Annotated in this window: 24 protein-coding genes; 8 read left to right on the top strand and 16 right to left on the bottom strand. The window is 60.1% G+C overall.

Translation table 11 applies throughout. From position 1 onward, the window contains the following. The first annotated feature begins 49 nt into the window (after positions 1-49). Together K3759_RS14535 and K3759_RS14540 are read left to right on the top strand one after the other, a co-directional pair. Positions 50-235, top strand: a complete 186-nt coding sequence (locus K3759_RS14535; RefSeq protein ID WP_259982848.1) for a PLDc N-terminal domain-containing protein — start codon at positions 50-52, stop codon at positions 233-235. 118 nt (positions 236-353) lie between these two features. After that, complete coding sequence (locus K3759_RS14540) at positions 354-1,025, top strand: hypothetical protein (protein WP_259982850.1); 672 nt, start codon at positions 354-356, stop codon at positions 1,023-1,025. A gap of 60 nt (positions 1,026-1,085) precedes the next feature. Here the strand turns inward: K3759_RS14540 and K3759_RS14545 are convergent, their stop codons facing one another. The 3 genes from K3759_RS14545 to K3759_RS14555 all read right to left on the bottom strand — a co-directional run bounded on the left by K3759_RS14545 (position 1,086) and on the right by K3759_RS14555 (position 5,576). Continuing rightward, positions 1,086-3,374: a glycoside hydrolase family 55 protein gene (locus K3759_RS14545; RefSeq protein WP_259982852.1), complete on the bottom strand. Its 2,289-nt coding sequence runs from the start codon at positions 3,372-3,374 to the stop codon at positions 1,086-1,088. A gap of 147 nt (positions 3,375-3,521) precedes the next feature. Next, entirely contained in the window at positions 3,522-3,935 is a 414-nt protein-coding gene (locus tag K3759_RS14550; RefSeq protein WP_259982854.1) for a DUF4864 domain-containing protein, read from the bottom strand. A 60-nt stretch (positions 3,936-3,995) separates the two neighbouring features. Continuing rightward, complete coding sequence (locus K3759_RS14555; RefSeq protein ID WP_259982856.1) at positions 3,996-5,576, bottom strand: lysine--tRNA ligase; 1,581 nt, start codon at positions 5,574-5,576, stop codon at positions 3,996-3,998. 122 nt (positions 5,577-5,698) lie between these two features. On the opposite strand from K3759_RS14555, the gene K3759_RS14560 reads away from it, so the two are divergent. Further along, entirely contained in the window at positions 5,699-6,121 is a 423-nt protein-coding gene (locus K3759_RS14560; protein WP_067622015.1) for a tellurite resistance TerB family protein, read from the top strand. A 7-nt stretch (positions 6,122-6,128) separates the two neighbouring features. On the opposite strand, the gene dacB is transcribed toward K3759_RS14560, so the two are convergent. Then, positions 6,129-7,724, bottom strand: coding sequence for a D-alanyl-D-alanine carboxypeptidase/D-alanyl-D-alanine-endopeptidase (gene dacB, locus K3759_RS14565; protein ID WP_259982858.1), 1,596 nt, complete (start codon positions 7,722-7,724; stop codon positions 6,129-6,131). Between the two features lie 100 nt (positions 7,725-7,824). Between dacB and K3759_RS14570 the strand changes: the two genes are divergently transcribed. Continuing rightward, entirely contained in the window at positions 7,825-8,658 is an 834-nt protein-coding gene (locus tag K3759_RS14570; RefSeq protein ID WP_259982860.1) for a DMT family transporter, read from the top strand. Here the strand turns inward: K3759_RS14570 and K3759_RS14575 are convergent. The 3 genes from K3759_RS14575 to K3759_RS14585 form a co-directional block, all read right to left on the bottom strand. Next, positions 8,650-9,243: a nicotinate-nucleotide adenylyltransferase gene (locus tag K3759_RS14575; protein ID WP_259982861.1), complete on the bottom strand. Its 594-nt coding sequence runs from the start codon at positions 9,241-9,243 to the stop codon at positions 8,650-8,652. The two genes, K3759_RS14570 and K3759_RS14575, sit on opposite strands and share 9 nt — an antisense overlap. A gap of 82 nt (positions 9,244-9,325) precedes the next feature. Further along, positions 9,326-10,873 (bottom strand): sodium:alanine symporter family protein, encoded by a 1,548-nt coding sequence (locus K3759_RS14580; RefSeq protein ID WP_259982862.1) that lies wholly within the window; start codon positions 10,871-10,873, stop codon positions 9,326-9,328. An 11-nt stretch (positions 10,874-10,884) separates the two neighbouring features. Further along, on the bottom strand, positions 10,885-11,322 hold the full coding sequence (locus tag K3759_RS14585; RefSeq protein WP_007117947.1) for a universal stress protein: 438 nt from the start codon (positions 11,320-11,322) through the stop codon (positions 10,885-10,887). A gap of 356 nt (positions 11,323-11,678) precedes the next feature. Between K3759_RS14585 and ettA the strand changes: the two genes are divergently transcribed. Beyond that, positions 11,679-13,334, top strand: a complete 1,656-nt coding sequence (gene ettA / locus K3759_RS14590; protein WP_259982863.1) for an energy-dependent translational throttle protein EttA — start codon at positions 11,679-11,681, stop codon at positions 13,332-13,334. A 297-nt stretch (positions 13,335-13,631) separates the two neighbouring features. Here ettA and K3759_RS14595 read toward each other — a convergent pair whose 3' ends face one another. Next, on the bottom strand, positions 13,632-14,609 hold the full coding sequence (locus K3759_RS14595) for a response regulator (protein ID WP_259982864.1): 978 nt from the start codon (positions 14,607-14,609) through the stop codon (positions 13,632-13,634). Between the two features lie 377 nt (positions 14,610-14,986). Here K3759_RS14595 and K3759_RS14600 point away from each other — a divergent pair, with 377 nt between their 5' ends. Beyond that, positions 14,987-15,193: a cold-shock protein gene (locus tag K3759_RS14600; protein ID WP_007117950.1), complete on the top strand. Its 207-nt coding sequence runs from the start codon at positions 14,987-14,989 to the stop codon at positions 15,191-15,193. 143 nt (positions 15,194-15,336) lie between these two features. Next, on the top strand, positions 15,337-15,888 hold the full coding sequence (locus tag K3759_RS14605) for a L,D-transpeptidase (RefSeq protein ID WP_259982865.1): 552 nt from the start codon (positions 15,337-15,339) through the stop codon (positions 15,886-15,888). A gap of 228 nt (positions 15,889-16,116) precedes the next feature. On the opposite strand, the gene K3759_RS14610 is transcribed toward K3759_RS14605, so the two are convergent. The 6 genes from K3759_RS14610 to K3759_RS14635 form a co-directional block, all read right to left on the bottom strand. Next, the gene (locus tag K3759_RS14610; protein WP_259982866.1) at positions 16,117-17,097 is read right to left on the bottom strand and encodes an ABC transporter substrate-binding protein; all 981 of its coding nucleotides are present in this window, start codon (positions 17,095-17,097) and stop codon (positions 16,117-16,119) included. 27 nt (positions 17,098-17,124) lie between these two features. Further along, a complete protein-coding gene (locus K3759_RS14615) occupies positions 17,125-17,964 on the bottom strand; it encodes an ABC transporter permease (protein ID WP_259985653.1) in 840 nt (279 codons plus the stop codon). Next, positions 17,964-18,824 (bottom strand): ABC transporter permease, encoded by an 861-nt coding sequence (locus K3759_RS14620; protein WP_259982867.1) that lies wholly within the window; start codon positions 18,822-18,824, stop codon positions 17,964-17,966. Before K3759_RS14620 ends, K3759_RS14615 begins: the two co-directional genes overlap by 1 nt. After that, a complete protein-coding gene (locus K3759_RS14625) occupies positions 18,824-19,609 on the bottom strand; it encodes an ABC transporter ATP-binding protein (RefSeq protein WP_067938593.1) in 786 nt (261 codons plus the stop codon). Before K3759_RS14625 ends, K3759_RS14620 begins: the two co-directional genes overlap by 1 nt. 74 nt (positions 19,610-19,683) lie before the next feature. Beyond that, positions 19,684-21,144 carry a dihydropyrimidinase gene (hydA, locus tag K3759_RS14630; RefSeq protein ID WP_243261493.1) on the bottom strand — a complete coding sequence of 487 codons (1,461 nt, stop codon included), beginning with the start codon at positions 21,142-21,144 and terminating at the stop codon, positions 19,684-19,686. A gap of 73 nt (positions 21,145-21,217) precedes the next feature. Then, positions 21,218-22,468, bottom strand: coding sequence for a Zn-dependent hydrolase (locus K3759_RS14635; RefSeq protein ID WP_259982869.1), 1,251 nt, complete (start codon positions 22,466-22,468; stop codon positions 21,218-21,220). 156 nt (positions 22,469-22,624) lie between these two features. Between K3759_RS14635 and K3759_RS14640 the strand changes: the two genes are divergently transcribed. Next, positions 22,625-23,251 (top strand): TetR family transcriptional regulator C-terminal domain-containing protein, encoded by a 627-nt coding sequence (locus K3759_RS14640; protein WP_259982870.1) that lies wholly within the window; start codon positions 22,625-22,627, stop codon positions 23,249-23,251. Positions 23,252-23,584: 333 nt separating this feature from the next. Here K3759_RS14640 and preA read toward each other — a convergent pair whose 3' ends face one another. Continuing rightward, positions 23,585-24,898, bottom strand: coding sequence for an NAD-dependent dihydropyrimidine dehydrogenase subunit PreA (gene preA, locus K3759_RS14645; protein WP_259982872.1), 1,314 nt, complete (start codon positions 24,896-24,898; stop codon positions 23,585-23,587). A 25-nt stretch (positions 24,899-24,923) separates the two neighbouring features. Continuing rightward, positions 24,924-26,255 (bottom strand): NAD(P)-dependent oxidoreductase, encoded by a 1,332-nt coding sequence (locus K3759_RS14650; RefSeq protein ID WP_259982874.1) that lies wholly within the window; start codon positions 26,253-26,255, stop codon positions 24,924-24,926. Positions 26,256-26,519: the final 264 nt, after the last annotated feature.

The raw sequence follows: 26,519 nt of genomic DNA on the forward strand, positions 1-26,519 counted from the left end.
GAGGTTAAACAACCAATAGGAAATTCACGCATTCAAGAGGGGCTGCACAATGGAATATGGACTTATTGGGCTTATTGTCCTCATCGCTGACATCTACGCAATCTATCAGGTCGTCACCTCAAGCGCGTCGGGCGCGGCCAAAATCGCTTGGGTCTTGGGCATCATCATCCTGCCGGTGCTGGGCTTTATCGTCTGGCTCATTGCGGGCCCACGGGGCAACAAAGCCCACGTGTGATACGACTGACATAGACGACCCTGAAGCCCGGTGCTCTTGGCACCGGGTTTTTACGTTCGACCATCCGAAGAAACCATTTGTTAACCGCTATTAACCAAGATCGCTGCAGGAGCCTGCCATGCGATCTGCCCTTTGCCTCACCTTGCTGGCCTACCAGCTTTGCGCCGCTGCCGCCCATGCTGGACCATGGCTACGCGAAAAGGGGACGAGTTTCCTCTCATCCTCCTTCTCCGCGACCTACTTTTATGACCTCACCCAAAGCACCTACATCGAATACGGGCTACGCGAGACACTGACCCTCGGCTTTGACCTCAACACAGCCCAAAACCGTTTGGGACTGCAAAGCGGTTCTGCGACCGTGTTCCTGCGTTTCCCGCTGGGAGAGCCGACCGAGCGGGGCCGTTGGGCCTATGACCTCGGTGCCGGAGCAAGCTGGACGGGAGAGCTTATTTCTCCCCATCTTCGGGCAGGGCTGTCGTGGGGTCGGGGCTTTACTTTGGGAGAGCGGAACGGTTGGCTGACCGTTGATGCCTCCGCGAAATGGGAATTCGGATTTTCGCAAGAAGTCATCAAACTCGACAGCACCGCCGGGATCGATTTCACCAAGGGCGTCACCGGTATGACGCAGGTCTTCGTCACCTATACCGGGGGCGAAACCTATACCAAGTTTGCGCCCTCCATCGTTCTCTCGCCCCGCTTCAGCAAATACCGTGTGCAGCTGGGCAGCGAAGTCCCTCTTGATGCGCCAGAAAACACCGCCCTCACCCTTAGTCTTTGGCGAGAGTTCTAACGCAAATGGCCCCACCGGATTAGCGGCGGGGCCATGTGTCGCACCATTGCAAAGCGAAGATTAACGGTTGTCCATCCGCACCATGACAGAGACTTTCCCCTTCACTGCCGTGGGCCAGACCACATGGATCTGGTCCCGGTTGGCCCCTTCCGCATGTGTCACGTAAGGCATGTCAAACTGCGCCACGTTGTTGCTGTTGCGGATCGCGCCGTGGGCCACCACCGCATCGGTATTCAGCGCCTGCCCCTCAAACGGAAGATGCCCGGAGGTATCGATCACCCATGTCTCTGACGGCGTGGACTGGGTGAACTCAATCTCGGCCATATTTTCTACCTGCGTCGTTACCGCGTGAAAGGAATTCCCTTTCATCACTACGTTCTTGCAGCGCGACAGGTCGAGATCGGCAAAGGTCGTATCCGCCCGCTCTGCCCGGTCAATGCTGCCGTTGAGGCTGCGGAAACGGTTTCCGGTGATGCTTACCCCGCTCAGGAAATGCCCCGCCCCATGCGGTTTCACGACGATATAGCTGAACCATGGCGCAACCTCACCCGACAGAAAGATATTGTCACTGATGCTAAGCGCGCTGAACGAATAACCCGAAGTGAAACCCGGCGTCGGGTCCTGCTCATTCGTCCATTCGATAAAGCAGTTATCGACGTAATTGCCCGTCACCACCGCGCTGGTATGGGCCGAGGCAAGGATCAAGCCCGCCGAACGTACACCGTTGTCGACATCATCCCCTTGGAAGAAGTGATTGCCCGTCACGATGCTATTTCCCCCCGCCAATAGCGCGAAATGACGAAACTTCGTCGCACGGCAATCGCGCAGCTTCACATCGTTGGCGTTCGTGTTGAGCGCGATACTGCTGCGGTTCGGCACGGTCAGCGCATCTTCGGCCGACAGGAACTGACAACGGTCGATCAACATCCCCTGACAGCCTCCGCCGATCGAGGTGATGCCCCGGTCCTTGGGGCGACTGACAAAACAATCGCGCAGGTGAAAGATCAGCCCCGCAGGTGCAAGATTTATGGCGCTGCACCGGTCGTTGCACTGGAATTCTATATCGGCCATTACAAATTTCGACAGCGAAGCGAAGCCGCTGAAATCCACCATGTATTGAAACTTGCGGAAAGTGAAATTCTGCGTGCCCGCCGCATCGTATAGAGGCGCATTCAGGGTAATCTCCTGCGTGGCAACGTTCTTGGAGCGCACATAGATCTCGCGCCCCACCCCGCTGCCTTCGACCAGCGCGCCAACCGGGACATTGGCGATATTGACCACATTGGTCAGCTTGCGGCTGTCTGAGGTTGAGTAGCTCGCCTGCGAGGTCACCACGACCGTATCCCAATTGCTGCTCGATGCCGCCTCAAGCTGGCCGTTGCGGATCACCCTGCGCGTGGCATAGCTGGTCTTGTCCGGCACCGCCGCCTGCATATCCAGCGGCCCGGTCACATTCACCTTACGCCCGACCATATCGAGCGAGTCGTGATCCGCGTTGTTCAGCAGCGCCTGAAACGCTTTGAGGAAGGCAGTCTCTTCATTTTCAAACGCCTCAATATAGCTGGGCAGGTCGAAATTCCGGCGCAGCAGCAGGACCGCCGCTGTTGGCATGGTCACATGGCCCTCGAACTTCACCGGCGTGTCAAAAGTGACATCACCGTTCAGCAGATAGTTCCCCGCAGGGACCAAGACCGTGCGCCCATCGGCGGCGGCATTAGCCGCCTCAAAGGCGACAGTGTCATCGGTTACGCCGTTGCCGATTGCGCCAAAGTCCCGCACATCAACCTGCGCTAGCATGTCCCGCAGGAACACCGCCGTGACATCTTCGATCTCAATATCATCAATTCGGACCACGCCACCTGTCGGCCCGGTCAGGTCCAGCCCGAAATGGCCATAGGCCGCCTGCGTGCCCCAGACCATATCGACCCCGCCGCGGTCGCCACTGCCTATGATCGCGCTGACCTCAACCACCTCGCCGTAGCTGCTAAGTGTGGTGGCCGGTCCGAACTCCGGCACGCCGCTTACCCGGCTCCCGCCCGATTGCGCCGGATATCCAGCGATCCGCACCGTGGGCAGGTTGCCACTGATCGCCTTCACCCGCGCCGTTACGCGCAGATAGCAACCCGGCAGCAGGATCGTCTGCCCCATATACCGCAAGCGCTGTGTGGCCTGTGTCTTCAGCAATTCCAGCGCCCCGCCAAAATCCTGATCTGCCGGGACAAAGGCCGCGTTTGAGGCATTTTCATAGGTGTCCGACCCGGGCGTGCCGTCGCCGCTCGACCAGACATCCAGACCCGCCGCAAAGGGTGTCGGCATCAGCACCACGCCGTCGGTAATCGCTTTGTTCATCGCTTTTCCTTTCCCCGGTCCGCACCTCCCACCGGGGCGCGCCGCTCAACTGCTCTGGCTCGGACAGGCCGAACCGTGAAGTCAGGGAAGTATCAACGATATGTTAAACGCCGCTTGGCCCGCCGAGCGGGCATCGCGCAACAGCGCTCAGACGTTGGCCCCCGGCGCGTCGAGGATCTGCACCCCTCCGATGCGCCAGCCCGCGTCCGTCTGCTCCATCAGATAGCCCAGCAAATGGGTGAACCCCTTGGGGTCGACAACCTGCACCACCTGATAAAAGCGCGACCCATCCGCGCGACGGTCCAAAAACCGCACCTCGGCAGGGTTCTGCACCATTGGATAGCCATTGCTGACCATACTGCGAAAGTTCTCGGGGGTCTGGAAATAGCGCTGCAAATTCGGCGTGGCGAACTCCAAAGCAGCGGCGAAATCATCCGCTCGAAAGGCGTCGAACTGGCTGTTAATCGTCTCTTCGATCTCGGCCTGCTGCGCCATAGCGCCAAAACTCAGGAGGGCCGAAAGCACCAGCCCTCCGAAAAATGTGAACATCCCTTTGCGCATTGCCTTTCCCCCTTACCCTTGCTGAATGATCTAAGTCACGCAGGGCAAGAGGCAAAAGTTTCACGCGGTGGTCAGCTTGCCCGCCAGCGCGTCGTCGATCAGCGCCACGGTCTCATCCACGCCATAAAGCGCGATAAACCCACCGAAACGCGGCCCCTGGCTGGCGCCGAGCAGGACCTCGTAAAGCGCTGTGAACCAGTCGCGGAGCGGGTCGAAACGCTCTTTTCCGACAGCGAACACCATGCTCTGCAATGCCTCGGCGTCCAGACCGCCGTCCCAGACCTTCAGCCGCTCGCGCAGGTCTTCCAGCGCCTCGCGCTCCAACTCTGTAGGCGCGCGGAACACCTTCTGCGGCTTTACGAAGTCATTGAAATAGCGCACCGCATGGCCCGCCGCCTGATCCATACCAGGGTTGGTTTCGGGTGTGGCGTCAGGCGCATAGCGCTGGATGAAACCCCAAAGCTGCGACTTGTCCTCGGCGCTCGACACGCTTGCGAGGTTCAACAGCATCGAGAAGGGCACGACCATATCGGACTTCGGCACATCGCCACCGTGGATGTGCCAGACCGGGTTGTTCAGCCGCGCCTTCACGTCCTGTGTCTCATAGGCCCGCAACTGTTGATGGTATTCGTCGACCGCCTTGGGGATCACGTCGAAATACATGCGCTTGGCCGTTTTTGGCTTTTGGAACATGAAATACGACAGGCTCTCAGTGCTGGCATAGGTCAGCCATTGGTCGATCGAAATACCGTTGCCGGAGGACTTGGAAATCTTCTGCCCGTTTTCGTCTAGGAACAGTTCATAGCTGAAATGCTCCGGCTTCTTGCCGCCAAGGATCTCGCAGATTCGGTCATAGATCGCCGTATTGGTCGCATGCTCCTTGCCGTACATCTCAAAGTCGACGTCCAGCGCAGCCCAGCGGGCGCCAAAATCGGGCTTCCACTGCAATTTCACATTACCACCGGTCACCGGCAGGGTCATCTCGGTGCCGTCCTCGTCGTCAAAGGTGATCGTGCCGTCTTTTGCGTTGACCTTCTTCATCGGCACATACATCACGCGGCCCGTTTCAGGGTGGATCGGCAGGAAGATCGAATAGGTCTGACGCCGCTCTTCGCGCAGCGACTTCAGCATCACCGCCATGATCTCATCATACTTTTCGCAGGCGCGCAGCAGCACCTCGTCGAACTGGCCCGAGCGGTAGAATTCGCGGGCCGAGTAGAATTCATACTCGAACCCGAAAGTATCAAGGAACCGGCGCAGCATCGCATTGTTGTGGTGGCCAAAGCTTTCATGCGTGCCGAACGGGTCCGGCACCACAGTCAGCGGCTTGTGCATATGCTCTTTCAGCATTTCTTGCTGCGGCACGTTGCCCGGCACTTTGCGCATGCCGTCCAGATCGTCCGAGAAACAGACCAGCTTGGTCGGGATGTCGCTGATCTCCTCAAAGGCGCGCTTGATCATCGTGGTGCGCAGGACCTCGCCGAAGGTGCCGATATGCGGCAAGCCAGAGGGGCCATAGCCCGTCTCGAACAGCACATATCCCTTCTCTGGCGGTTTTTTGGCGTAACGTTTGAGCACCCGGCGCGCTTCTTCAAAGGGCCATGCTTTGCTGCTGAGTGCCGCGTCTCGGGTCTCGGACATGTCGGATCATCCATCTTTTGCCGCCCCTGCGCCCAATGCGCACGGGGTCGCCCGTTCCTATTGCTTCGGACCCTGAGGGTCAATATTCTGCGCTGCAACATAACTGTTCAAAGGATTTCCCGATGCCCGACACATCCTCCCTCTCGCTCAGCGCCCAAGACAGCCTTGTCGCGCTGATGATCGCGGTCTCGGCCTCGGACGAAGACATCCGCACCGCCGAACTGGTTAAAATTGAATCCGCACTGAACCTGCTGCCGGTGTTTTCCGGCTATGACAATGACCGCGTGGCAACGATCAGCAAGACGGTCTTTGACCTGTTCGAGCAGGAAGACGGGCTGGATGCCCTCTTTGGCCTGATCCGCGAAGCCCTGCCCGAACGCCTGCATGAAACAGCCTATGCGCTGGCCTGTGACGTGGCCGCCGCCGATGGTACGCTGGACGAGGCTGAACTGCGCTTGCTCGAAGAAATCCGCTATGAGCTTAACATCGACCGGCTCCACGCCGCCGCGATCGAACGCGGCGCGCGGGCGCGGCATCTGACCTAAGCGGACGTCAGGACTCTTCCAAAACGGCTTCCGGCTCGGTGCCGACCTCGGCGTCGGTTTCGGGGGCCGTCTGAGGTTCAGGCTCGGCTGCGGCTTCCGGCTCGGGCTTTACGACCGCGTTATACAAAAGCCCCCAACGCTCCAGCAGCCCACGCTGCACACGTTTGGCCCGTCCGTTCCACGTCCGTGCCCCCGGCGGACGCTCCCGCTCTGCCCGGCTGATTTTGGCCCGTTCATCGGTATTTGCGGTCAGAATCGCAAAGGCCAACACCCGGTCTTCGGGCGTGGTCAGAAATCCCGCCAGCGCCGAGACAAAGTTCAGCGTTCCGGTCTTCGCGTCGATCTTGATCGGATTGTCCCGTTCCGGGCGTCCCCGATCATCGCGCAGATAGACTGGTTTCAGAATAGGTCGCAGCCCCGTACCATGAATGCGCGCCAGCCCCCCGGCCATGTCATGCACGGTCATCTTGCTGTCATCGCCCAGCCCCGAATGGTCGACCATCGCCGGTTTTTCCATGCCCAGCTCCTCAATCGCCCATTTGTTCATCTCGGCGGCAGAGGCACGCAGACTTGGCACCGTTCCCAGCCGCTTGGCGCTGGCGGCCAAGCCGACCATCTCTGCCGTGAGGTTGGTGGAATATTCCAGCATGTCCTTCAGAATCGGCCGCAACTCGGCGCTGCGATGGGTAACGAGGGTTTCCCCTTCGGGCAGTGTTTCGGCCAGTTCCGCATCGCCCAACTTGATACCGTGGCTCCGGGCAATCGTTGCGAAGATATCGCCCGCGTAAACGCCGGGCCGCCGGATCGGCAACCAACGTGCGCCGCCAGAGCCCAAGGCAGACTTCGCCACGGTCCAGACATCGCGGTCGGGGCGGTTCTCGTAGGTATAGACCGGCCCGCTGCGGTCCACGACCTCCATCGTGGCGACACGCACCGCTGGCGCATAACGCGCCGAGCGGCCCTCCATCGTCACGTCATAACCGTTTCCGTCGCGTTTCCATTCGAAATGCACGCGGTTGTAGTTCAGCGCGATGCCTGAGACGCCGGGGTTATATCCCACATGATCGGGCTGTTCGGGATCGATCGCAAAGGTCGCGGGCAAAGACCCTTCATAGACCTTGAACTTGCCCTTCACCCCGATGATTCCCGCCTCTTTCAATTCTTCGGCCATCTGACCAAGGTTGTCACTGTCGAGCGTCGGGTCGCCCCCGCCGACAAGGATCAGATCGCCCTGCACTTCTCCGTTGACCACGCCGCCGGTCGCCAGCAACCGCGTCTCAAACACATGATCAGGCCCAAGTTGATCCAGCGCATAAAGCGCGGTGATCGCCTTGATACTGCTCGCAGGCGGAATGCCGTCGGTCGCGTTGGATGCTTCCAGCCAGATCCCGCTTTCGACATCGATCACGGCAAAGGCGACCGTGCCGGTGATCCCGCTGTCCGCGATGATCTCGGACACATTTGGAATGGCCTGTTTATATAGGTCGCTATCGCGCCCAATCGGGCGCAACGAAGTTGTCGGTGCCTCGGCCCAAGCGGAGACCGTTGCCATCGCAGCAGCAGCCGTTCCAAGGAAAATGCGTCGTGTAAATCTCTGGCTCATGGGCTTGATATAAACCCCATGCGGCGTTCGGCCACAACCTGTCTGACACCCGCCCCCCTTTCGCGGTTGCACAAAACCGCCGACCTGCTAACCCGACGTTATGCAACGCGCTATTCCGATCATGTTTATCGCCATGTCACTGATCCCCGCAGGGGACAGCGCGGGCAAGATTTTGACCTCGGGGATGGGCGTGGCACCAGTTTTCGTGGCATGGTCGCGCTTTGCCATCGGCGCGCTGATGGTGCTGCCGTTCCTGCCGCGCGGCACTTGGGGCCTGATGCGCGACTGGCGGCTCTGGCTGCGGGCGGCAACGCTGGCCTTGGGCATCACCTGCATCCAAACCGCGCTCCAGACCGAGGCGATTGCCAATGTCTTTGCCGCCTTTTTTATTGGGCCGATGGTCAGCTACCTCTTGGCCGCGCTTTTCTTGCGGGAGCGGATCACCCTGTTGCGCAGCGCGTTGATCCTGCTGGGATTCTGCGGTGTGCTGCTGGTGGTGCGCCCCGGCATGGGCGGTGGCACGGGCGGGCCGGGCCTGCTCTTTGCTGTAGCGGCGGGGCTGTTCTACGGCGTGTTTCTCACCATGTCGCGATGGCTGTCTGAGCTCGCCCCGCCCCTCGCGCTGACCTTTACCCAACTGGCGATGAGTGCGGTGATGCTGCTGCCCTTGGGCCTGATGAACCTGCCGGCAGCCACCCTGCCCGTGGCCGGTCTGGCGACTGCCAGCGCGCTGTTCTCCATGCTGGGCAATCTGCTGCTGCTCTACGCCTATCGCCGTGCGCCCGCCACACGACTGGCACCCTTGGTCTACTTCCAACTGATCGCAGCGGTGCTGCTGGGTCTGTTCCTGTTCAGCACCCTGCCCGATGCGCTGACATGGGCGGGGCTTGCGGTGATCATCACCGCTGGCATCACCTCGGCACGGCTACGCTGAGCGCCAGCCCCCGGCGGCCCGCAGCGCGGTGGAAGAGACATCGACCATCGGCACATTCACAAAACACCACGCGGGCGCTGTGGCATGGGACAGCAGTTGACTGTTCCGCCCCGCGATCCGGTAGGGCGCATACAGCGCCGCCGCCCGACTCATCCGGGCCGAGATACGTTGGCCGGGTCGTGCAAGCACACCGACCGGCACTGTCTCCATAATCTGCCGCCAGTCTTGCCACAGATGAAACTGCGCAAGGTTATCGGCCCCCATCAGCCAGACGAACCGCACACCGGGATAGCGCCGCCGTAGGGCCTCAAGCGTCTGCGCGGTGTAACGGGTGCCAAGCTGCGCTTCGATGTCCGTAATCTCAACCCTCGGGTGGCCCATCACCGCATCGGCCCGCGCCTTGCGCTGCGCCATCGGCGCTGGTCCGTGTTCTTTCAGCGGATTGCCGGGGCTGAGCAGCCACCAGACGCGATCCAGCCCGAACCGTTTCAACGCCTCGCGGGTGATATGCGCATGCCCTTCATGTGCCGGGTCAAACGACCCGCCCAACAGGCCGATGACCTGCCCCTTAGTCGCGAATGGCATGGTATTGCGCAAGAAAATGGCCCCCGATCCGAAATCAGGGGCCAAAGGAGGGGCATTGCTGCCCTTTGTCAATGCAAGGCGCTTACTTGTGTTTCACGATCTCGCCCGAGCGTAGCCGTGTAACATAGCTGTTCAACTCACGTTTCACGATCGGCATTAGGAAGTAGAGCGCGATGATGTTCACGATCGCCATGGAGAAGAGCATGGCATCGCTGAAGTCGATCACCGGTCCAAGGCTCGCCGCCGCGCCGATCACGATGAAGACGCAGAAGATGATCTTGAACACCAACTCCTTCACCGCACCCTCGCCGAACAGATAGGTCCAAGCTTTGAGGCCATAGTAGGACCAGCTGATCATGGTCGAGAATGCAAAGAGCACCACCGCAATCATCAGCAGCACCGGGAACCATGAGAAGGCCCGCGCATAGGCCGCCGAGGTCAGGGCCACGCCGCTGACTTCACCTTCGGTCGCGATCCGGCCCGCCTCAGCGTTCCAGATGTAGAGCCCGGTTTCGGGGTCTTGGTTCAGCACGCCGCTGATCACGATGACCAGAGCGGTCATGGTGCAGATCACCACCGTGTCGATAAAGGGCTCCAACAGGGCGACATAGCCCTCGGTCACCGGCTCTTTGGTGCGCACCGCGGAGTGGGCGATGGCCGCCGAGCCGATGCCCGCCTCATTTGAAAACGCCGCCCGGCGGAAGCCTTGGATCAGCGCCCCGGTAAAGCCGCCGACAACACCGAGACCGGTGAAGGCCCCCATGAAGATCTGGCCAAAGGCCCAGCCGATCATGTCCCAGTTAATGATCAGGATCAGGATCGAGACCAGCACATAAAAGACGCCCATGAAAGGCACGATCTTTTCAGTCACACGGGCGATGGACTTAAGGCCACCTGCGATCACCGCAAAGGTCACACCGGCAAGGATGACGCCTGTGATCCAGCCCGGATAATCACCCAAGACCCCGGCAAGCTGCGCATGCGCCTGATTGGCTTGGAACATATTGCCGCCGCCCAAAGCGCCCAGAATGGTGAAGATCGAGAACAGCACCGCCATGAACCCGCCCAGCGGCAGGCCGCGCTCGGCAAAGCCTTTGACGATGTAATACATCGGCCCGCCTGAAACATGGCCATCGGGGAATTCATTGCGGTATTTCACACCCAACGTACATTCGGTGAACTTGGTCGCCATGCCGAAGAGACCGGCAACCACCATCCAGAATGTCGCACCCGGCCCGCCGATGCTGACCGCCACCGCGACGCCCGCGATATTGCCCAGACCCACGGTGCCCGACAGCGCCGTCGCCAGCGCCTGAAAGTGGCTCACCTCGCCCGCATCGTCGGGGTCGGAATAATCGCCCCGCACCAGCTGGATCGAATGCCAAAACCCTTTGATCTGGATGGCCCCGAAATAGACGGTAAAGACCACCGCGCCCACGACCAGCCACAGCGCGATCCATGAGAAATCCGTGCCGGGCAGCGGGGCGAAAATGAAGGAAACATACCAACCGGTGTAATCGGCAAAAATCTGGTTAATACGTTCGTCGACGCCAACAGCCTCTTGCGCAGCGGCAAGGCTCGGCAGCAATGACGCGAAAACGGCCATCATATAGGTAAACAGCTTGTTCATGGCTTGTCCTTTCAGGGAATGATCGTGACCGGCACGCTGGAGCCTGCGACCAACCGGCCCGTCACCCCACCAAAAAGCCGCTTGAGCCCGCGCTCACCGACCCGCCCCACAACGATCTGGATCGCGCCGCGTTTTTTGGCGACACCTTCAAGGATATCGGCCACATCACCGTGCCGCACGATTCCTTCGACCTCCACGCCCGAGGCTTTGGCCTCTGCCACCGCCGGATCAAGCACCACGTCATGCGCGCGCTGCAACTCCTGCTCGCGCCGCATATGGCGCTGCTCGTTCTCTTCCTTGGTCTGAAAGGTGAAAGGCGACCATTCGATCACAAAGCAAACCGTGATCGAACAATCCCCGATCTGTTTGGCCTGAGCCTGAGCGAAGGCCAAAGCACGCGCGCCAGCCTCCGAACCGTCCAGACCCACAACAATTGTGGATTTTGACATGAGTATTTCCCTGTTTTTGTGACTGCCAGTCGATGCACTGCGAAGGGAGAGCACCGCTTTCAGCCTGCCTACTCCACGATGGCCGAAAATCGCCGCCCAATCGCAGATTGAAAGAATCCTAGCGCAAAAACCGCAGAAAAGTCGACCGAATTTCGCTTTTCGGTTGCACGGATCGCCTGCCAAACCGTTGTAAAACCATCCAATAGCCCGGATCACCTCTTACGGCCTTACCCCGAGCGACGTGCCTCGCAGCGCATCAAGGGGCCCCAGCCCTGCGATGGATAGAGTGTTTGATATTGCCCCGCCCGGGCGATATTGCACTGCAAACCCCAAATCGCGTTTCGAGGATTCTCCAAATGGCTGCCTATCAATACGTCTATCACATGTCCGGCGTCTCCAAGACCTACCCCGGGGGCAAGAAGACATTCGAAAACATCCACCTGAACTTCCTGCCCGGCGTGAAGATCGGTGTCGTCGGCGTCAACGGCGCGGGTAAATCCACCCTGCTCAAGATCATGGCCGGGCTCGACAAGGATTTCACCGGCGAGGCCTGGGCCGCCGAGGGCGCCAAGGTCGGCTACCTGCCGCAGGAACCCAAGCTCGACCCGACCAAGACCGTACGCGAGAACGTGATGGAAGGCGTGGCCGAGAAGAAGGCCATTCTGGACCGCTACAATGAACTGGCGATGAACTACTCGGATGAGACCGCCGATGAGATGGCCAAGCTGCAGGACGACATCGACGCGCAGAACCTGTGGGACCTCGACAGCCAGATCGACGTGTCGATGGAGGCACTGCGCTGCCCCCCGGACGACGCGATGCCGGAAAACCTCTCGGGCGGTGAAGCGCGCCGTGTGGCGCTGTGCAAACTGCTGCTCGAAGCGCCTGACATGCTGCTCTTGGACGAACCGACCAACCACCTCGACGCCGAGACCATCGCCTGGCTGCAACAGCACCTGATCGAGTACAAGGGCACCATCCTGACCGTCACCCACGACCGTTACTTCCTTGATGACATCACCAGCTGGATCCTCGAATTGGACCGTGGCCGCGGCATCCCCTACGAGGGCAACTACTCCGACTGGCTGGAGCAAAAGGCCAAGCGTCTGAGCCAAGAGGCCCGCGAAGACAAATCCAAGCAAAAAACGCTGGAGCGCGAACTTGAGTGGATGCGCCAAGGTGCGAAGGCCCGTCAGGCTAAATCCAAAGCGCGTATCGCCGCCTATAACGAAATGGCCGAAACTTCCGAGCGCGAGAAGCTGTCCCGCGCCCAGATCGTCATCCCCAACGGCCCGCGACTTGGCAATAAGGTGATTGAGGTCGAAGGCCTGAAGAAGCACATGGGCGACAAGCAGTTGATCGATGGGCTGAACTTCAGCCTGCCGCCCGGCGGCATTGTCGGTGTGATCGGCCCCAACGGCGCGGGTAAATCCACGCTGTTCAAAATGCTGACCGGGCATGAAAAACCCGACGATGGCACCATTGAATACGGCGACACGGTCGAGCTATCCTATGTCGACCAGTCCCGCGATGACCTGAACCACGACGACACCGTGTGGCAGGCGATCACCGGCGGGGCCGAGATCATCAAGCTCGGCGATGCCGAAGTGAACTCCCGCGCCTATTGCTCGTCGTTCAACTTCAAGGGCGGCGACCAGCAGAAGAAAGTCGGCCTGTTGTCAGGTGGTGAGCGCAACCGAGTGCATATGGCGCGGCTGCTCAAAGAAGGCGGTAACGTCCTGCTGCTCGATGAACCGACCAACGACTTGGACGTGGAAACCCTGCGTGCGCTCGAAGACGCGCTCGTCGATTTCGCGGGCTGCGCCGTGGTCATCTCGCACGACCGGTTCTTCCTTGACCGGATCTGTACCCATATCCTCGCCTTTGAGGGCGAAGCGCATGTGGAGTGGTTCGAGGGCAACTTTGAAGATTACGAAGAGGACAAGAAGCGCCGTCTGGGTGCCGATGCGCTAGAGCCCAAGCGCCTGAAGCACAAGAAGTTCGCGCGGTAAGGTTTACCGTTGCAATCGGATAAGAAAGGGCGGCCCTCATGCCGCCTTTTCCTTTTACGCAACGCCGCAACAGCCCCACCCGGTGGCACACCGGGCATCGCCCTCCCTCCCCCCGGAGGGCGATTTTCCAACGTACCGACATACAAGTACGTCAGCGCTCCCTGCCCACCTTTCGCAAATCTAAAACGTCAGGATCGCCCCTCAGGCAGGGCGACACAGTCAGCGCGTGAACGCGAAACGCCCGCCCCACCTCTCAGTAGAACGGGCGCGTCACTAAGCTGAGAACGAGCAGAGCCCTCAGCGTTCGTCCTCGATCGCGGTTTCCAACTGGGCAAAAAGGTTGTCCTCGTCATGCCGCGCCAGACCGTGCAGGGGATCCCAGCTTTGCAGGTACTCCCGCAGCTTATTGCTAGCCGACAGGCCCGACCATAGGCGCTGCTCGGTCACCGAATGCACTTGCAGTGACGGGGCCAGCCCGCCGTTCATGCCCTTGCCGTCCCAGTTCTTCTCCAGATGCTCGCGCATCCGCTCGGCCATGGAGGCGGTGTTCAACCGTGCGCGGCTCATCACCACACCGATGAAACGGCCACTGCCCGCATAGGCCAGATGAAAGCGCATCCCCTCCAGCGAATAAACAGAGGCACGGGCCACCTGCTCCATCTGGCGGCGGAAGGCTGGTGCCTTGACCGCGCGGTAGATGCCACGTGCCCCATCGACCGAGATCGAAAAGAGGCTCATCGAGAAACAACCGCTTGGCAAGCGCAGCAGGTAATTCTCCAGCGTGGACACGTCACTACAGGCCGAGACATCAAGATCGAAATCCTCGTCAAAACGGATCTGCATCATCTGGGTCAGTTCGGCCAGCGTATGCTGCGCCTCACGCTCGCGCAGCAGTGACGCATTAAGCATACTCGCCGCATTGATCCGCGCACTAAGTTCAACACCATCAAGAGGCTTGCACAGGAAATCCGTGGCCCCCGCATCAAAGGCCCGCTGCATCATCGCGGGCTCTTTGCTGGCGGTGATCATGATGATCGGCACGGCGCGGTAGAAGGGCACATCGCGGATCATCTCACACAGGCTGATCCCGTTGATGCCCGGCATCATAATATCCAGCAGGAATGAATCGAACGGTTGGCTCGACTCCTGCATGATATCAAGCGCCTCTTCCGAGCTTTCGCAGCAGGTCAGCTCGTAGTTGTCATTCTCGGTCAGGCAACCTGTAAGCAGATCAAGGATAACCGGGTCATCGTCTACAGCAAGGATACGCATCATGTCTCATTACTCCGCATGAGGGGGGGCGCTGGCAGGCGCACTTGGGGCTTTCTGGCAAAAAACCACCTATGCCGGGCAGCAATGAGACAGGTTTTAGACAAACTTGAGACAGTCTGTTTGATGGTATTTCCTATAAATCAGAGGTTTTCGGGGAATTTGTGGCAGTAATTTGCCGATAATCAGAGTGGCGACACCGTCGTTGCGGTCTAATATGCGTTGCCCCTTGAACGAATCCCCTCCCAATGCAATATAGGCGATGCAGACGTTATCTTTTTCGACCCACTGTCTCCCTCATACGGCGCTCAGTCTATCGATCCAGACCAACAACGCCGGGCCATCGCACTTAAGCGGATGGCGTAAATATGGAGACTACGGATATGGCCACTGGCACCGTAAAATGGTTCAACACAACTAAAGGCTTCGGCTTCATTGCTCCCGATGGCGGCAGCAAAGACGTTTTCGTTCACATTTCCGCTGTTGAGCGCGCTGGTCTGACCGGCCTTGCCGACAACCAGAAAGTGACCTTCGACATCGAAGCAGGCCGTGACGGCCGCGAGTCCGCGACAAACATCGCGCTGGCCTAATGGCTGGGGGCTTCGGCCCTGACCCAAGAATTTTAACCGACCTGCTGGCCACGGCAGGTCGGTTTTTTTATGTCCAGCCTTGATAAAATGCGCCCCCGTGGCAAAATGCAGGGCGAAAAACTGATATTTTGATGGAGCCTGCCATGCGCCGCCGTACTTTTCTGACCAGCACCGTAGCAGCCGCCGCCCTCCCCCTGATGGCGCAGGCGCGCACCGCCGCCTATGACCCCACACCGCAGGCCGTGCCGATGAAAGCGCAATACGCGCCCGGTCAGCTGCTGATCCTGCCGCGCAGTCACTACCTCTATCTTGTGACCGCCCCCGGTCAGGCGATGCGCTATGGTGTCGGCGTTGGCAAAGCGGGGCTGGAGTTCACGGGCACCGCGACCATCGACGTTAAGAAAGAATGGCCCACCTGGCGCCCCACCGATGAGATGATTGAGCGCGAGCCTCAGGCCTACAAACGCTTCATCGGTAATACCGACGCCCAGCCCGGCGGCCCCGGCAATCCACTTGGCGCGCGGGCGCTTTACCTGTTCCAGAATGGGCGGGACACATACTTCCGCATTCACGGCACGACGCAGCCGAACTCAATTGGGCGTTCGGTTTCCAACGGTTGTATCCGCATGTTGAATGAGCATGTAATTGATCTCTATCAGCGCGTACCGATTGGGACGAAGGTTACCGTGCTGTAAGGCACCCGGCCCGGAATCAAGCCGCAGGCACCGGGCCATCGCCTGCCCCCCGGGTAGGCGATATCGTCAAGCTCGGCGTGACTTTGCGAAGGCGCGTCAAGGTTGAGCCATAAAGTGGCACGATGCAACGTTGGACCGCCGGCCCGCGAGCAGGCGCTGACCCTTTGTGCAAACAAGAAAGGGGCCAGCGCAAAGCGTGGGCCCCTTCCAACTCAAGAGCATTCAAATTTACTGAAGCGCTTTGTCGGTGATGACATGTGTCCAAGCACCCTCGGGGGCCTTGGTGATCATGCCACCTTCCATGGTGATCGCGGCACTGCGGTCAAACGCGGCCTCGTCGAGACGACCATCACTACCTTGTGTCAGCTTGGCAATCTCGCCCATCATACGGGTCTGGTGCTTTTCAGTCTGCGCGCCGGTCTGGTCATTCTCCAACACGATGTCGGCGGCTTCCTCGACATTCTCCTCGGCGTATTTCCAGCCCTTCATTGAGGCCCGCACGAAACGCGCCAGCTTGTCGACCATCTCAGGATCCGCAAGGTTCTCCTCGGTGGTGTAGAGACCGTCTTCCAGCGTCGAGATGCCCTCATCCTCATATTTGAAGACCACCAGATCCTCGGGCGTCAGCCCCGCGTCGATCACCTGCCAATATTCGTTGTAGGTCATGGTGGTGGCGCATTCGACCTGCTTTTGCAGCAGAGGATCGACGTTGAAGTTGATCTTCTGGATCGTCACGCCGCCTTCGGAGCCATCGGTGGCATAGCCCAGCTTACCCATCCAGCTCATCAGCGGAATCTCGTTCCCGAAGAACCATGTGCCGAGTGTATTGCCGGGGAAATCCTCGGGGCTTTCGATGCCATGCTCTTTAAGGCAGGTCAGCATCAGGCCGGATTTCGCGAAGGGCTGCGCGATGTTCACGATCGGCGCGCCTTTCTCGCGGGCGGCCAGTGCAGAAGGCAGCCAATCCACCATCACGTCGGCACCGCCGCCCAAAAGCACCTGCACAGGCGCGATGTCCGGCCCGCCGGGCTTGATCGTGACGTCCAGCCCCTCTTCCTCGTAAAAGCCCTTGTCTTTGGCGACGTAATAGCCCGCGAACTGGGCCTGCGTGACCCATTTCAATTGCAGCGTCAGGTCGTCGGCGGCCTGCGCCACGCCCCCCCAGAGGCCCAAGGCGGCCCCGGCAGCGATCTTCGTGATGGTTTTCATTTTTATCTCCCTGTTGGTTGGTCGTCTTTAGTTCCTCTGGCTAGGGTGCCAAAAGGTCACCCGTCCTTCGATAAGGGCCATGATACCATAGAACGCCGATCCGGCTATTGCCGCGACAACAATCTCGGCCCAGACCAGATCAAGCGCAAGCTGCCCGACCGAGGTAGAGATGCGAAAGCCCATTCCCAGCACCGGAGAGCCGAAGAATTCAGCAACGATGGCGCCGATCAGGGCAAGGGTGGTGCCGATCTTTAACCCGTTGAAGACAAAAGGCATCGCCGCAGGCAGACGCAGTTTCAAAAGCGTGCGCCAATAACCGGCGGCATAGGTCCGCATCAAGTCGCGCTGCATGGCGTCGCTGGCCTGCAAGCCCTGCACCGTGTTCACCAGCATCGGGAAGAACACCATGACCACCACAATCGCCGCCTTGGATTGCCAGCCAAAGCCGAACCACATCACCATGATCGGGGCCATACCGATGATCGGCAGGGCGGCGACGAAGTTGCCCACCGGCAGCAGCCCGCGTTGCAGGAAAGGAAAGCGGTCAATCGCCAGCGCCGTCAGGAACGCCGCGCCGCAGCCGATGATATAACCGCTCAGCGCGCCTTTGATAACGGTCTGCACAAAGTCGACCCAGAGGATGTCCAGCGACGTTGCAAACCGCGCAGCAATCACCGAAGGTGCAGGCAGCAGGACTTGGTTGATGTCAAAGCCCCGCACCACGCCTTCCCAGACAGCGATGAGCGTCAGACCGAAGACAATCGGCGAAGCGAGCGCCGCCCAGCGGGACGGTTTTTGCCGCGCCAGCCAGACGTTAATTGACAGACCGACCAGCCAAGCGACGATGGCGAAAAGAACCCAGCCCATCATGCCATTCCCATCCGTTTCAGCGTAAGCCTCTGGATCAGTCCGATCAGCCCAACCATCACCGCCGCCAAGGCCGCCGCCATAAGAAGCGCGCTCCAGATTTGCACCGTCTGACCGTAGTAGCTGCCCGCCAGCAACCGCGCACCAAGACCTGCCACAGCGCCCGTTGGCATCTCTCCCACAATGGCCCCGACCAGCGATGCCGCGACCCCGACTTTCAGCGAGGTAAAGAAGTACGGCATCGACGACGGCAACCGCAGCTTCCAGAAAGTCTGCCAACCGCTCGCGTGCCAAGTGCGCATCTGGTCCAACTGCATCTGATCCGGGCTGCGGAGTCCTTTGACCATGCCCACGACCACCGGGAAGAACGACAGATACATGCTGATGATCGCCTTGGGGAGCAGTCCCGAGAGGCCCACAGCATTCAAAACCACGATGATCATTGGCGCGATCGCCAAAATCGGGATGGTCTGGCTGGCGATCACCCAAGGCATCACCGACATGTCCATGGTGCGGTTAAACACGATCCCCACGGCCAAAAGCGTCCCGAGTGCGGTCCCCATGACGAAGCCTAGGAAGGTCGCGCTGAAGGTGACCCATGTGTGATAGACCAGCGAGCGTTTTGACGTGACCTTCTTCATCACCGTGGTCTCCCACAGTTCGGCACCGACCTGATGCGGCGCGGGCAGCTTGGGTTTGTCCTGCGACCACGTGTCGGCCACCAGTTCCGAGAATGTCAGCGTCTTGTCCGCCCGCGCCGCCACATCCCGCGCCCATTGCGCGTTAAGCGCGACGGCAGCGCCATACCAAACGACGATCAACAGCCCCACGACCGTGAGAACGGGGATAATGTTACGCATCAATCGTCCCCATGCCCGGCGCGCAGCCCCTCACGCACACGATGCGCGATCTCAAGGAACTCTGGCGTCTCGCGTATTTCCAAGGGCCGTTCGCGCGGCAGCGGGCTTTCGATCACATCGGCGATCCTACCGGGCCGCGGGCTCATCACCACGATCTTGGTCGACAGATACACCGCCTCGGGGATCGAGTGGGTAACGAAGGCAATGGTCTTTTCCGTCCGGGCCCAGAGCTTCAGCAGTTGCTCATTCAAGTGGTCCCGCACGATCTCATCCAACGCGCCGAAGGGTTCGTCCATCAGCAAGATGTCGGCATCGAACGACAACGCCCGCGCGATAGAGGCCCGTTGCTGCATCCCCCCCGACAATTGCCAAGGGAACTTCTTCTCAAACCCGCTGAGTTCAACCAACTCTAACACGCGCTGCACCCGCTCGGCCTGCTCAGCGCGGGGGATGCCCATGATCTCAAGCGGCAGGCGGATGTTGCCGCCGATGGTGCGCCACGGGTATAGCCCCGCCGCCTGAAACACATAGCCGTAAGCCCGCGATTTGCGCGCCTCCTCGGGAGAGACACCGTTGATGGTCACGGTGCCGCCGGTGGGCTGCTCAAGGTCGGCCATGACCCGCAGAAAGGTCGTCTTGCCGCAGCCCGAGGGGCCGATAAAGCTAACGAAATCTCCCTTGTGGATCTCAAGGTTCACGTCTTTCAACGCATGAACCGGCCCGTCGTTGGTCTGAAAGGTCAGATCTAGATTGCTGGCGCTGATCACGCTCTGGCTGTCATTCACAAATTTTACTTCCCTGTTGGTCGGCCGCTTTTAGCGCGGCACTTTACCGAATTGTCGGCGCGGTTCTACATCGCTTAAATCCCCGCCGGAATGTTCAGTGGATCACGCTTGATCATCTTGGGGCTGTTCAGCTCTTTCCACTTGCTCAGCGCGACATTGGCACTGGGAAAAGCGGGTCGCGGCACAAACCGCCCGCGTCCCGGTTGCGGCTGGCTGTTCTGACCCCAAGCCCAGATCACCTCGCCACGGCTGAGCGTATAGCGGCTCTGCGCCTTGACTTCGAAACCCTCGAAGACGTTGTAGTCCAACACCGAATGATGATTGGCCGGGCTGATCGTCTTGGTGATCTTCGGATCCCAGACCACGATATCGGCATCCGCCCCCTCGACGATTGCGCCCTTCTGCGGGTAGATGTTGAGAATCTTGGCGATATTGGTCGAGGTCGCGGCGACGAATTCGTTCGGCGTGAGCCGCCCTGTTTCCACCCCTTCGGTCCAAAGCACGGCAAGCCGTTCTTCCAACCCGTTGGAGCCATTAGGAATGATCCGGAAATCATCGCGGCCTGCGCGTTTCTGTTCGGTCGAGAAAGCCGCATGGTCCGTTGCCACCACTTGCAAACTGCCTGCCTGCAACCCGGCCCAGAGACTGTCTTGGTGATCCTTCGAGCGGAACGGAGGCGACATGACACGCCGTGCGGCATGGTCCCAATCTTTGTTGAAGTACTCGGACTCGTCCAGCGTCAGGAATTGGATCAATGGCTCGCCGTAAACCCGCATCCCCTTCTGCCGTGCCCGGCGGATCGCCTCATGCGTCTGCTCGCAGGAGACATGCACGATATAAAGCGGCACGCCTGCCGTGTCTGCGATGGTAATGGCGCGGTTGGCGGCCTCGCCTTCCAACTCAGGCGGGCGGGAATAGGCGTGGCCCTCTGGCCCGGTGATGCCCTGATCGAAATACTTCTGCTGCAGCTCGGCCACCAGATCGCCGTTCTCGGCATGGACCATCGGCAGCGCACCCAGTTCGGCGCAGCGTTTGAAGGAGGCGAACATCTCATCATCCTCAATCATTAGCGCGCCCTTGTATGCCATGAAGTGCTTGAAGCTGTTCACCCCCATGTCGACGGCGTCTTTCATCTCGTTAAAGACGGTCTCATCCCAGCCGGTGATCGCCATGTGATAGCCGATGTCGCTGCAAATCTGCGGCGCCGATTTACGGTGCCATTCATTGATCGCGTTTTTAATCGAGCCATCCGCGCCCGGCAGACAGAAATCCACCACCATTGTCGTGCCACCACAGGCCGCCGCCCATGTGCCGCTCTCAAACGTTTCGGCGGCAGTCGTCCCCATGAAGGGCATTTCAAGATGCGTATGCGGATCGATCCCGCCAGGGATCACATAGGCCCCTTCCGCGTCGATATATTCATCGCCCTTCAGGTCTTCGCCGATTTGCTTGATCTTCTCTCCTTCGATCAACACATCGGCTTTCCATGTGCGGTCCGCCGTGCAGACCATGCCACCTTTGATTACCTTGCTCATTGTCTTCTCCCCATCTTTTATGGCAATCCACGTCGGGGGACCGGGGCAGCGCCCCAGTCCGCCGCCCGCGTGTTCAGCCTTCGATTTCCGCTGTCTCCAGCACCGCATGGAGCAACACGTCCGCCCCCGCCTTGGCCCAATCCTTGGTGATCTCTTCTGCCTCATTATGGCTAAGACCATCAACACAGGGGCACATCACCATCGCAGTCGGTGCCACGCGGTTAATCCAACAGGCATCGTGGCCCGCGCCTGAGATCAGGTTCATATGGCTATAGCCCAACCGCTCGGCGGCGTTGCGCACAGCCGTGACGCAGCCCTCGTCAAAAGCCACGGGATCAAAGCCGCCGACCTTTTCAAACTCGATCTGTAACTCCATATCATCGGCGATCTTTTGGCCTTCGTCGCGCAGACGGGCCTCCATATCCTCGATCACCGACAGTTCGGGCGACCGGAAATCGACGGTAAAGACCGTCTTGCCGGGGATCACGTTGCGCGAATTGGGATAGACCTCGATATGGCCCGCCGCCCCCACCGCATGGGGCGCGTGGCTGAGCGCGATCTCGTTCACCTTTTCCAGCACCCGCGCCATGCCCAGCCCCGCGTCCCGGCGCATCGGCATGGGGGTGGAGCCGGTGTGGCTATCCTTGCCGGTGATCGTCACTTGGGTCCAGCTAAGCCCCTGCCCGTGGGTGACAACGCCGATATCCTTGCCCTCGGCCTCTAGGATCGGCCCCTGTTCGATGTGCAATTCAAAGAAAGCGTGCATCTTGCGCGCGCCGACTTCCTCGTCGCCCTTCCAGCCGATCCGCTGCAACTCATCACCAAAGGTTTTGCCTTCCGCATCGGTGCGCTCGTAAGCCCAATCCTGGGTGTGAATGCCAGCAAAAACCCCCGACGACAGCATCGCGGGGGCGTAGCGGGTGCCTTCTTCGTTGGTAAAGTTGGTCACGACGATCGGGTGTTTGGTCTTGATGCCCAAATCGTTCATCGTGCGGATGATCTCCAACCCGCCGAGCACGCCGAGGATACCATCGTATTTCCCGCCCGTCGGCTGGGTGTCGAGGTGGCTGCCCACATAGACTGGCAACGCCTCGGGGTCGGTGCCATTCCGCTGGGCGAACATATTGCCCATCTGGTCGAGCCCCATGGTACAGCCCGCCTCTTCGCACCATTTCTGGAACAGGGCGCGGCCCTCGGCGTCTTCATCCGTCAGCGTCTGGCGGTTGTTGCCTCCCGCCACGCCGGGGCCGATCTTGGCCATTTCCATCAAGGAATCCCACAGACGGTCGGGATCAATCTTGAGGTTCTCTCCGGGCGCGGGCATAGGTCACTCCTCTGTCATCGGCTTAGGCCGTGTTGTTTTTTTACCATTTGGTAAATCCACGATTGCGATTAGGTTAGGCTCTGTCAAGAACTGGTTTGAAACAACCCGCCGCCGATCCGGCAAACGCCTTTTTTAGCAGCACCAAGGATCATTGCCTTGCCCGAAAGCACCGCCAAGAAACCCAGCCGCATCCAAAGACGCAACCGCCGGGTGATTCTGGATGCCGCGCTCGAAGTCTTTTCCAAACACGGCTACCGGGGCGCCACGCTGGATCAGATCGCCGCCGAGGCTGGGCTGAGCAAACCGAATATTCTCTATTACTTTAATGGCAAAGAAGACATTCACGTCACTTTGCTGTCGCAACTGATGGAGACTTGGCTGGACCCCTTGGTGGAGCTGGACCCCGATGGCGACCCGCGCCGCGAGATCCTCGGCTATGTCGAACGCAAGCTCACTATGTCGCGCGAATTGCCGCGCGAAAGCCGACTTTTCGCCAATGAAATCCTGCAAGGCGCGCCCCGGATTGAGCCAGAGTTGCACCGCCACCTCAAACCCCTGTTCAACGAGAAATGCGCCGTGATCGCGGGCTGGGTAAGCGCGGGAAAGCTGCCCCCGCTGGACCCACAGCATTTAATTTTTTCCATCTGGGCTACGACGCAACACTACGCGGATTTCGAAGCGCAGGCGCAAATCCTGCTCGGGCCTGAGACCGATCCCCGCCCCCGCGCGCAGGCGCATCTTCAGGCGATGTTTGGCGCGCTCTTAGACCTTCCGGCGCAATAAACGGACCATTAACGCTAATTGCCGAAACGCGCGTTGCTTAACGGCTTGTTAGCAGGTTGCGCGCAGTCTGCATGAGGGTGTGGGCTCCTTAAGATGCAAAGGGGCAGTGATGAATGTAGGTGATTGTAGCAGCGCAGGACCCGCGCGGACTTCACATGAGTCCGATGACGCGAGTTATGCGCGACCCATTACGCGCGATGATATGGCGCGTGATGCAGCCATGGCGCTAATCGCGGCACGGCGCGATGTGGCACAGATGGCTCCACCACTACAGGCCAAAACCGCCGCCCCGTCGCGCAGGAAATCCTGAACGCGGGGCGGCGGGCCTTTTTCCTACTCCGCAGGCTCAACCAATTGGGCGGAGGGGTTATTGGGATGCGTGGTCCAATTGGCGTAGTCCGGCGTCACCGTCTTGCCTGTGCGCAGGTCGGTCGCGCCTGCGGCCAGTGGCTCCATCGAGATGCAGTCCTCAACCGGGCAGACATTGACGCAAAGGTTACAGGCCACGCATTCCTCTTCGATCACGGTAAAGGTGCGGTCTTCGGACATGGCGATGGCTTGGTGGCTGGTATCCTCGCAGGCGGCGAAGCAGCGTCCACAGGAGATGCAGAGATCCTGATCGATCTTCGCCTTGGCGACGTAGTTCAGGTTCAGCTGGTTCCAGTCGGTGACATTCGGCACCGCGCGGCCCACAAGCTCATCGACCGAGGTCATGCCCTTTTCGTCCATATACTCCGACAGGCCCGAGATCATCTCTTGGACAACCTTGAAACCATAGGTCATCGCCGCCGTGCAGACCTGCACGTTGCCCGCGCCGAGGGCCAGAAACTCCGCCGCGTCGCGCCATGTGGTAACGCCGCCGATGCCGCTGATCGGCAGGCCGTGGGTTTCGGGGTTACGGGCAATCTCCGCCACCATATTGAGCGCGATCGGCTTCACCGCCGGACCGCAATAGCCGCCGTGGGTACCTTTGCCGTCAATCATCGGCTCCGGCGCAAAGAGGTCCAGATCGACCGAGGTGATCGAGTTGATCGTGTTGATCAGGCTGACCGCATCCGCGCCGCCGCGTTTGGCGGCCTCAGCGGGGTAGAGCACATTGGTGATGTTCGGCGTCAGCTTCACGATCACCGGCATGCGGGTGTACATCTTGCACCAGCGGGTGACCATTTCGATGTATTCCGGGACCTGCCCCACGGCAGAGCCCATGCCGCGCTCGGCCATGCCATGCGGGCAGCCAAAGTTTAGCTCGATCCCGTCAGCCCCGGTTTCCTCCACATGCGGCAGGATCGCCTTCCACGCCTCCTCCTCACACGGCACCATGATTGAGGCGATGAGCGCACGATCCGGATAGTCGCGCTTGACCGATTTCATCTCGCGCAGGTTCACCTCCAGCGGGCGGTCGGTGATCAGTTCGATGTTGTTGAGGCCCAGCAGCCGCCGGTCCGCCCCATAGATCGCGCCGTAGCGTGGGCCGTTGACGTTCACGACCGGCGGGCCTTCCATGCCGAGGGTCTTCCAGACCACCCCGCCCCAGCCCGCCTCATAGGCGCGGCGCACGTTGTATTCCTTGTCCGTCGGCGGCGCGGAGGCCAGCCAGAACGGGTTGGGGGATTTGATCCCGATGAAGTCGCTTCTCAGATCAGCCATGTTATGTCTCCCTCTCGGCGCGGCCTCAGCCCGCCGCCCCCATCAATGTGGTGTGAATGTCCATCGCCGCATCGCGGCCCTCGGCCACCGCGGTCACGGTCAGATCATCGCCGCCGCTGGCGCAGTCGCCGCCCGCCCAGACACGATCAAGGCTGGTGCGTCCGGTGCCATCCACCTTAATCTTGCGCCCGTCGAGTTCAGGCAGCCCCTCGCCCAACAGCGTCTGACCGATGGCCTTGAACACCTGATCCGCTTGCAGGCGCAGGGTCTGGCCCGTGCCCTTCATCGCCTCATTGACATATTCGAACTCGATCTCGCGCAGCGAGCCGTTGCCATGCACGGCAATCGGCACCGCATGGGTCACGATCCGCACGCCCTTGGACGCGGCGAGGTCTTGCTCGAACACACTCGCGTTCATCCGATCACGGCCCCGGCGGTACACCAGCGTCACATTAAGCGCGCCCAACAGTTTCGCCTGCACTGCCGCATCCACCGCTGTCATCCCGCCGCCGATCACCACCACGTCGCGACCAATCGGCACGCCGGAGAGATCGCCCGATTGACGCAGCTCCGAAATGAAATCGACCGCATTGGCGACCCCGGCCTTATCCTCGCCCTCGGCCCCGAGGGCATTGACGCCGACCAGCCCCATGCCAAGGAAAACCGCATCGTAATCGGCCTTCAACTCTTCGAGGGTGACATCCCGGCCCACGGCAACCTCATGGCGGAAGGTGATCCCGCCTATCTGCATCAGCCAATCCACCTCGGCCTGTGCGAAACCATTCGGGGTCTTATAGGCCGCGATGCCGTACTCGTTAAGCCCACCCGGCTTGGGCCGCGCGTCGATGATCTCAACCTCATGGCCCAGCATTGCCAGACGGTGCGCGCAGGACAGGCCCGCCGGGCCTGCGCCGACGACGACAACGCGCTTGCCCGTAGGGGCCGCACGCTCAAACGGATGTTTGCCCTGTTGTTGCAGATGGTCCGTCGCATAGCGCTGCAACTGGCCGATCAACACCGGCTTGCCCTCGGCCACCTCGCGCACACAGACCTCCTCGCAAAGGGTCTCGGTCGGGCAGACCCGTGCGCACATGCCACCAAGGATGTTCTGGCTCAGGATCGTCTTGGCCGCCGCATCCGGCGTGCCGGTGGCGATCTGGCGGATGAACAGGGGAATGTCGATGTCCGTCGGACAGGCCGTCATGCAGGGCGCGTCGTGGCAAAAGTAGCACCGATCCGCCGCGACCAGCGCCTCATGTTCATCCAAAGGCGGATGCAGGTCCGAAAACCCCTCGTTGTAGTTCTGCGGCGCCAGCCGCCCCGGAACGATCCCCGGCTCAAAGACATCATGTGCCATATCAAAATCCCTGTCGTTTTCTTGGTGTTTTGAAAATGCTCACACGGAATCATTTTTTTATCAACTGGTAAATTTTTGAAAAACGCGACTTCCCGAAAAACCCGTGACACCTGCCAGTTTTGTAACAGGCAGGTTATATTTCATGGGCGCTTCCTTGCTTGCCCCATGCCGCCCCGTAAAAATCCTTGATTTTAAAAATAGAGATTCCAATATCACGACTGCGACGCGAAGACTTTTCGACCCGGCTGCCCTAAGGCTCCAGCG

Origin of the sequence: Sulfitobacter sp. W027 (assembly GCF_025143985.1) — a bacterium.
Taxonomy (GTDB): Bacteria; Pseudomonadota; Alphaproteobacteria; order Rhodobacterales; family Rhodobacteraceae; genus Sulfitobacter.

Excerpts from the sequence above, each read along its gene's own strand:
- K3759_RS14650 (WP_259982874.1), bottom strand. The coding sequence starts at position 26,255 with ATGGCACATGATGTCTTTGAGCCGGGGATCGTTCCGGGGCGGCTGGCG.
- K3759_RS14620 (WP_259982867.1), bottom strand. The coding sequence starts at position 18,824 with ATGCGTAACATTATCCCCGTTCTCACGGTCGTGGGGCTGTTGATCGTC.
- K3759_RS14610 (WP_259982866.1), bottom strand. The coding sequence starts at position 17,097 with ATGAAAACCATCACGAAGATCGCTGCCGGGGCCGCCTTGGGCCTCTGG.
- K3759_RS14595 (WP_259982864.1), bottom strand. The coding sequence starts at position 14,609 with ATGATGCGTATCCTTGCTGTAGACGATGACCCGGTTATCCTTGATCTG.
- ettA (WP_259982863.1), top strand. The coding sequence starts at position 11,679 with ATGGCTGCCTATCAATACGTCTATCACATGTCCGGCGTCTCCAAGACC.
- K3759_RS14600 (WP_007117950.1), top strand. The coding sequence starts at position 14,987 with ATGGCCACTGGCACCGTAAAATGGTTCAACACAACTAAAGGCTTCGGC.
- K3759_RS14575 (WP_259982861.1), bottom strand. The coding sequence starts at position 9,243 with ATGCCATTCGCGACTAAGGGGCAGGTCATCGGCCTGTTGGGCGGGTCG.
- preA (WP_259982872.1), bottom strand. The coding sequence starts at position 24,898 with ATGGCTGATCTGAGAAGCGACTTCATCGGGATCAAATCCCCCAACCCG.
- K3759_RS14535 (WP_259982848.1), top strand. The coding sequence starts at position 50 with ATGGAATATGGACTTATTGGGCTTATTGTCCTCATCGCTGACATCTAC.
- K3759_RS14585 (WP_007117947.1), bottom strand. The coding sequence starts at position 11,322 with ATGTCAAAATCCACAATTGTTGTGGGTCTGGACGGTTCGGAGGCTGGC.
- K3759_RS14580 (WP_259982862.1), bottom strand. The coding sequence starts at position 10,873 with ATGAACAAGCTGTTTACCTATATGATGGCCGTTTTCGCGTCATTGCTG.
- K3759_RS14540 (WP_259982850.1), top strand. The coding sequence starts at position 354 with ATGCGATCTGCCCTTTGCCTCACCTTGCTGGCCTACCAGCTTTGCGCC.
- K3759_RS14570 (WP_259982860.1), top strand. The coding sequence starts at position 7,825 with ATGCAACGCGCTATTCCGATCATGTTTATCGCCATGTCACTGATCCCC.
- K3759_RS14615 (WP_259985653.1), bottom strand. The coding sequence starts at position 17,964 with ATGGGCTGGGTTCTTTTCGCCATCGTCGCTTGGCTGGTCGGTCTGTCA.
- hydA (WP_243261493.1), bottom strand. The coding sequence starts at position 21,144 with ATGAGCAAGGTAATCAAAGGTGGCATGGTCTGCACGGCGGACCGCACA.
- K3759_RS14560 (WP_067622015.1), top strand. The coding sequence starts at position 5,699 with ATGCCCGACACATCCTCCCTCTCGCTCAGCGCCCAAGACAGCCTTGTC.
- K3759_RS14550 (WP_259982854.1), bottom strand. The coding sequence starts at position 3,935 with ATGCGCAAAGGGATGTTCACATTTTTCGGAGGGCTGGTGCTTTCGGCC.
- dacB (WP_259982858.1), bottom strand. The coding sequence starts at position 7,724 with ATGAGCCAGAGATTTACACGACGCATTTTCCTTGGAACGGCTGCTGCT.
- K3759_RS14555 (WP_259982856.1), bottom strand. The coding sequence starts at position 5,576 with ATGTCCGAGACCCGAGACGCGGCACTCAGCAGCAAAGCATGGCCCTTT.
- K3759_RS14605 (WP_259982865.1), top strand. The coding sequence starts at position 15,337 with ATGCGCCGCCGTACTTTTCTGACCAGCACCGTAGCAGCCGCCGCCCTC.
- K3759_RS14635 (WP_259982869.1), bottom strand. The coding sequence starts at position 22,468 with ATGCCCGCGCCCGGAGAGAACCTCAAGATTGATCCCGACCGTCTGTGG.
- K3759_RS14545 (WP_259982852.1), bottom strand. The coding sequence starts at position 3,374 with ATGAACAAAGCGATTACCGACGGCGTGGTGCTGATGCCGACACCCTTT.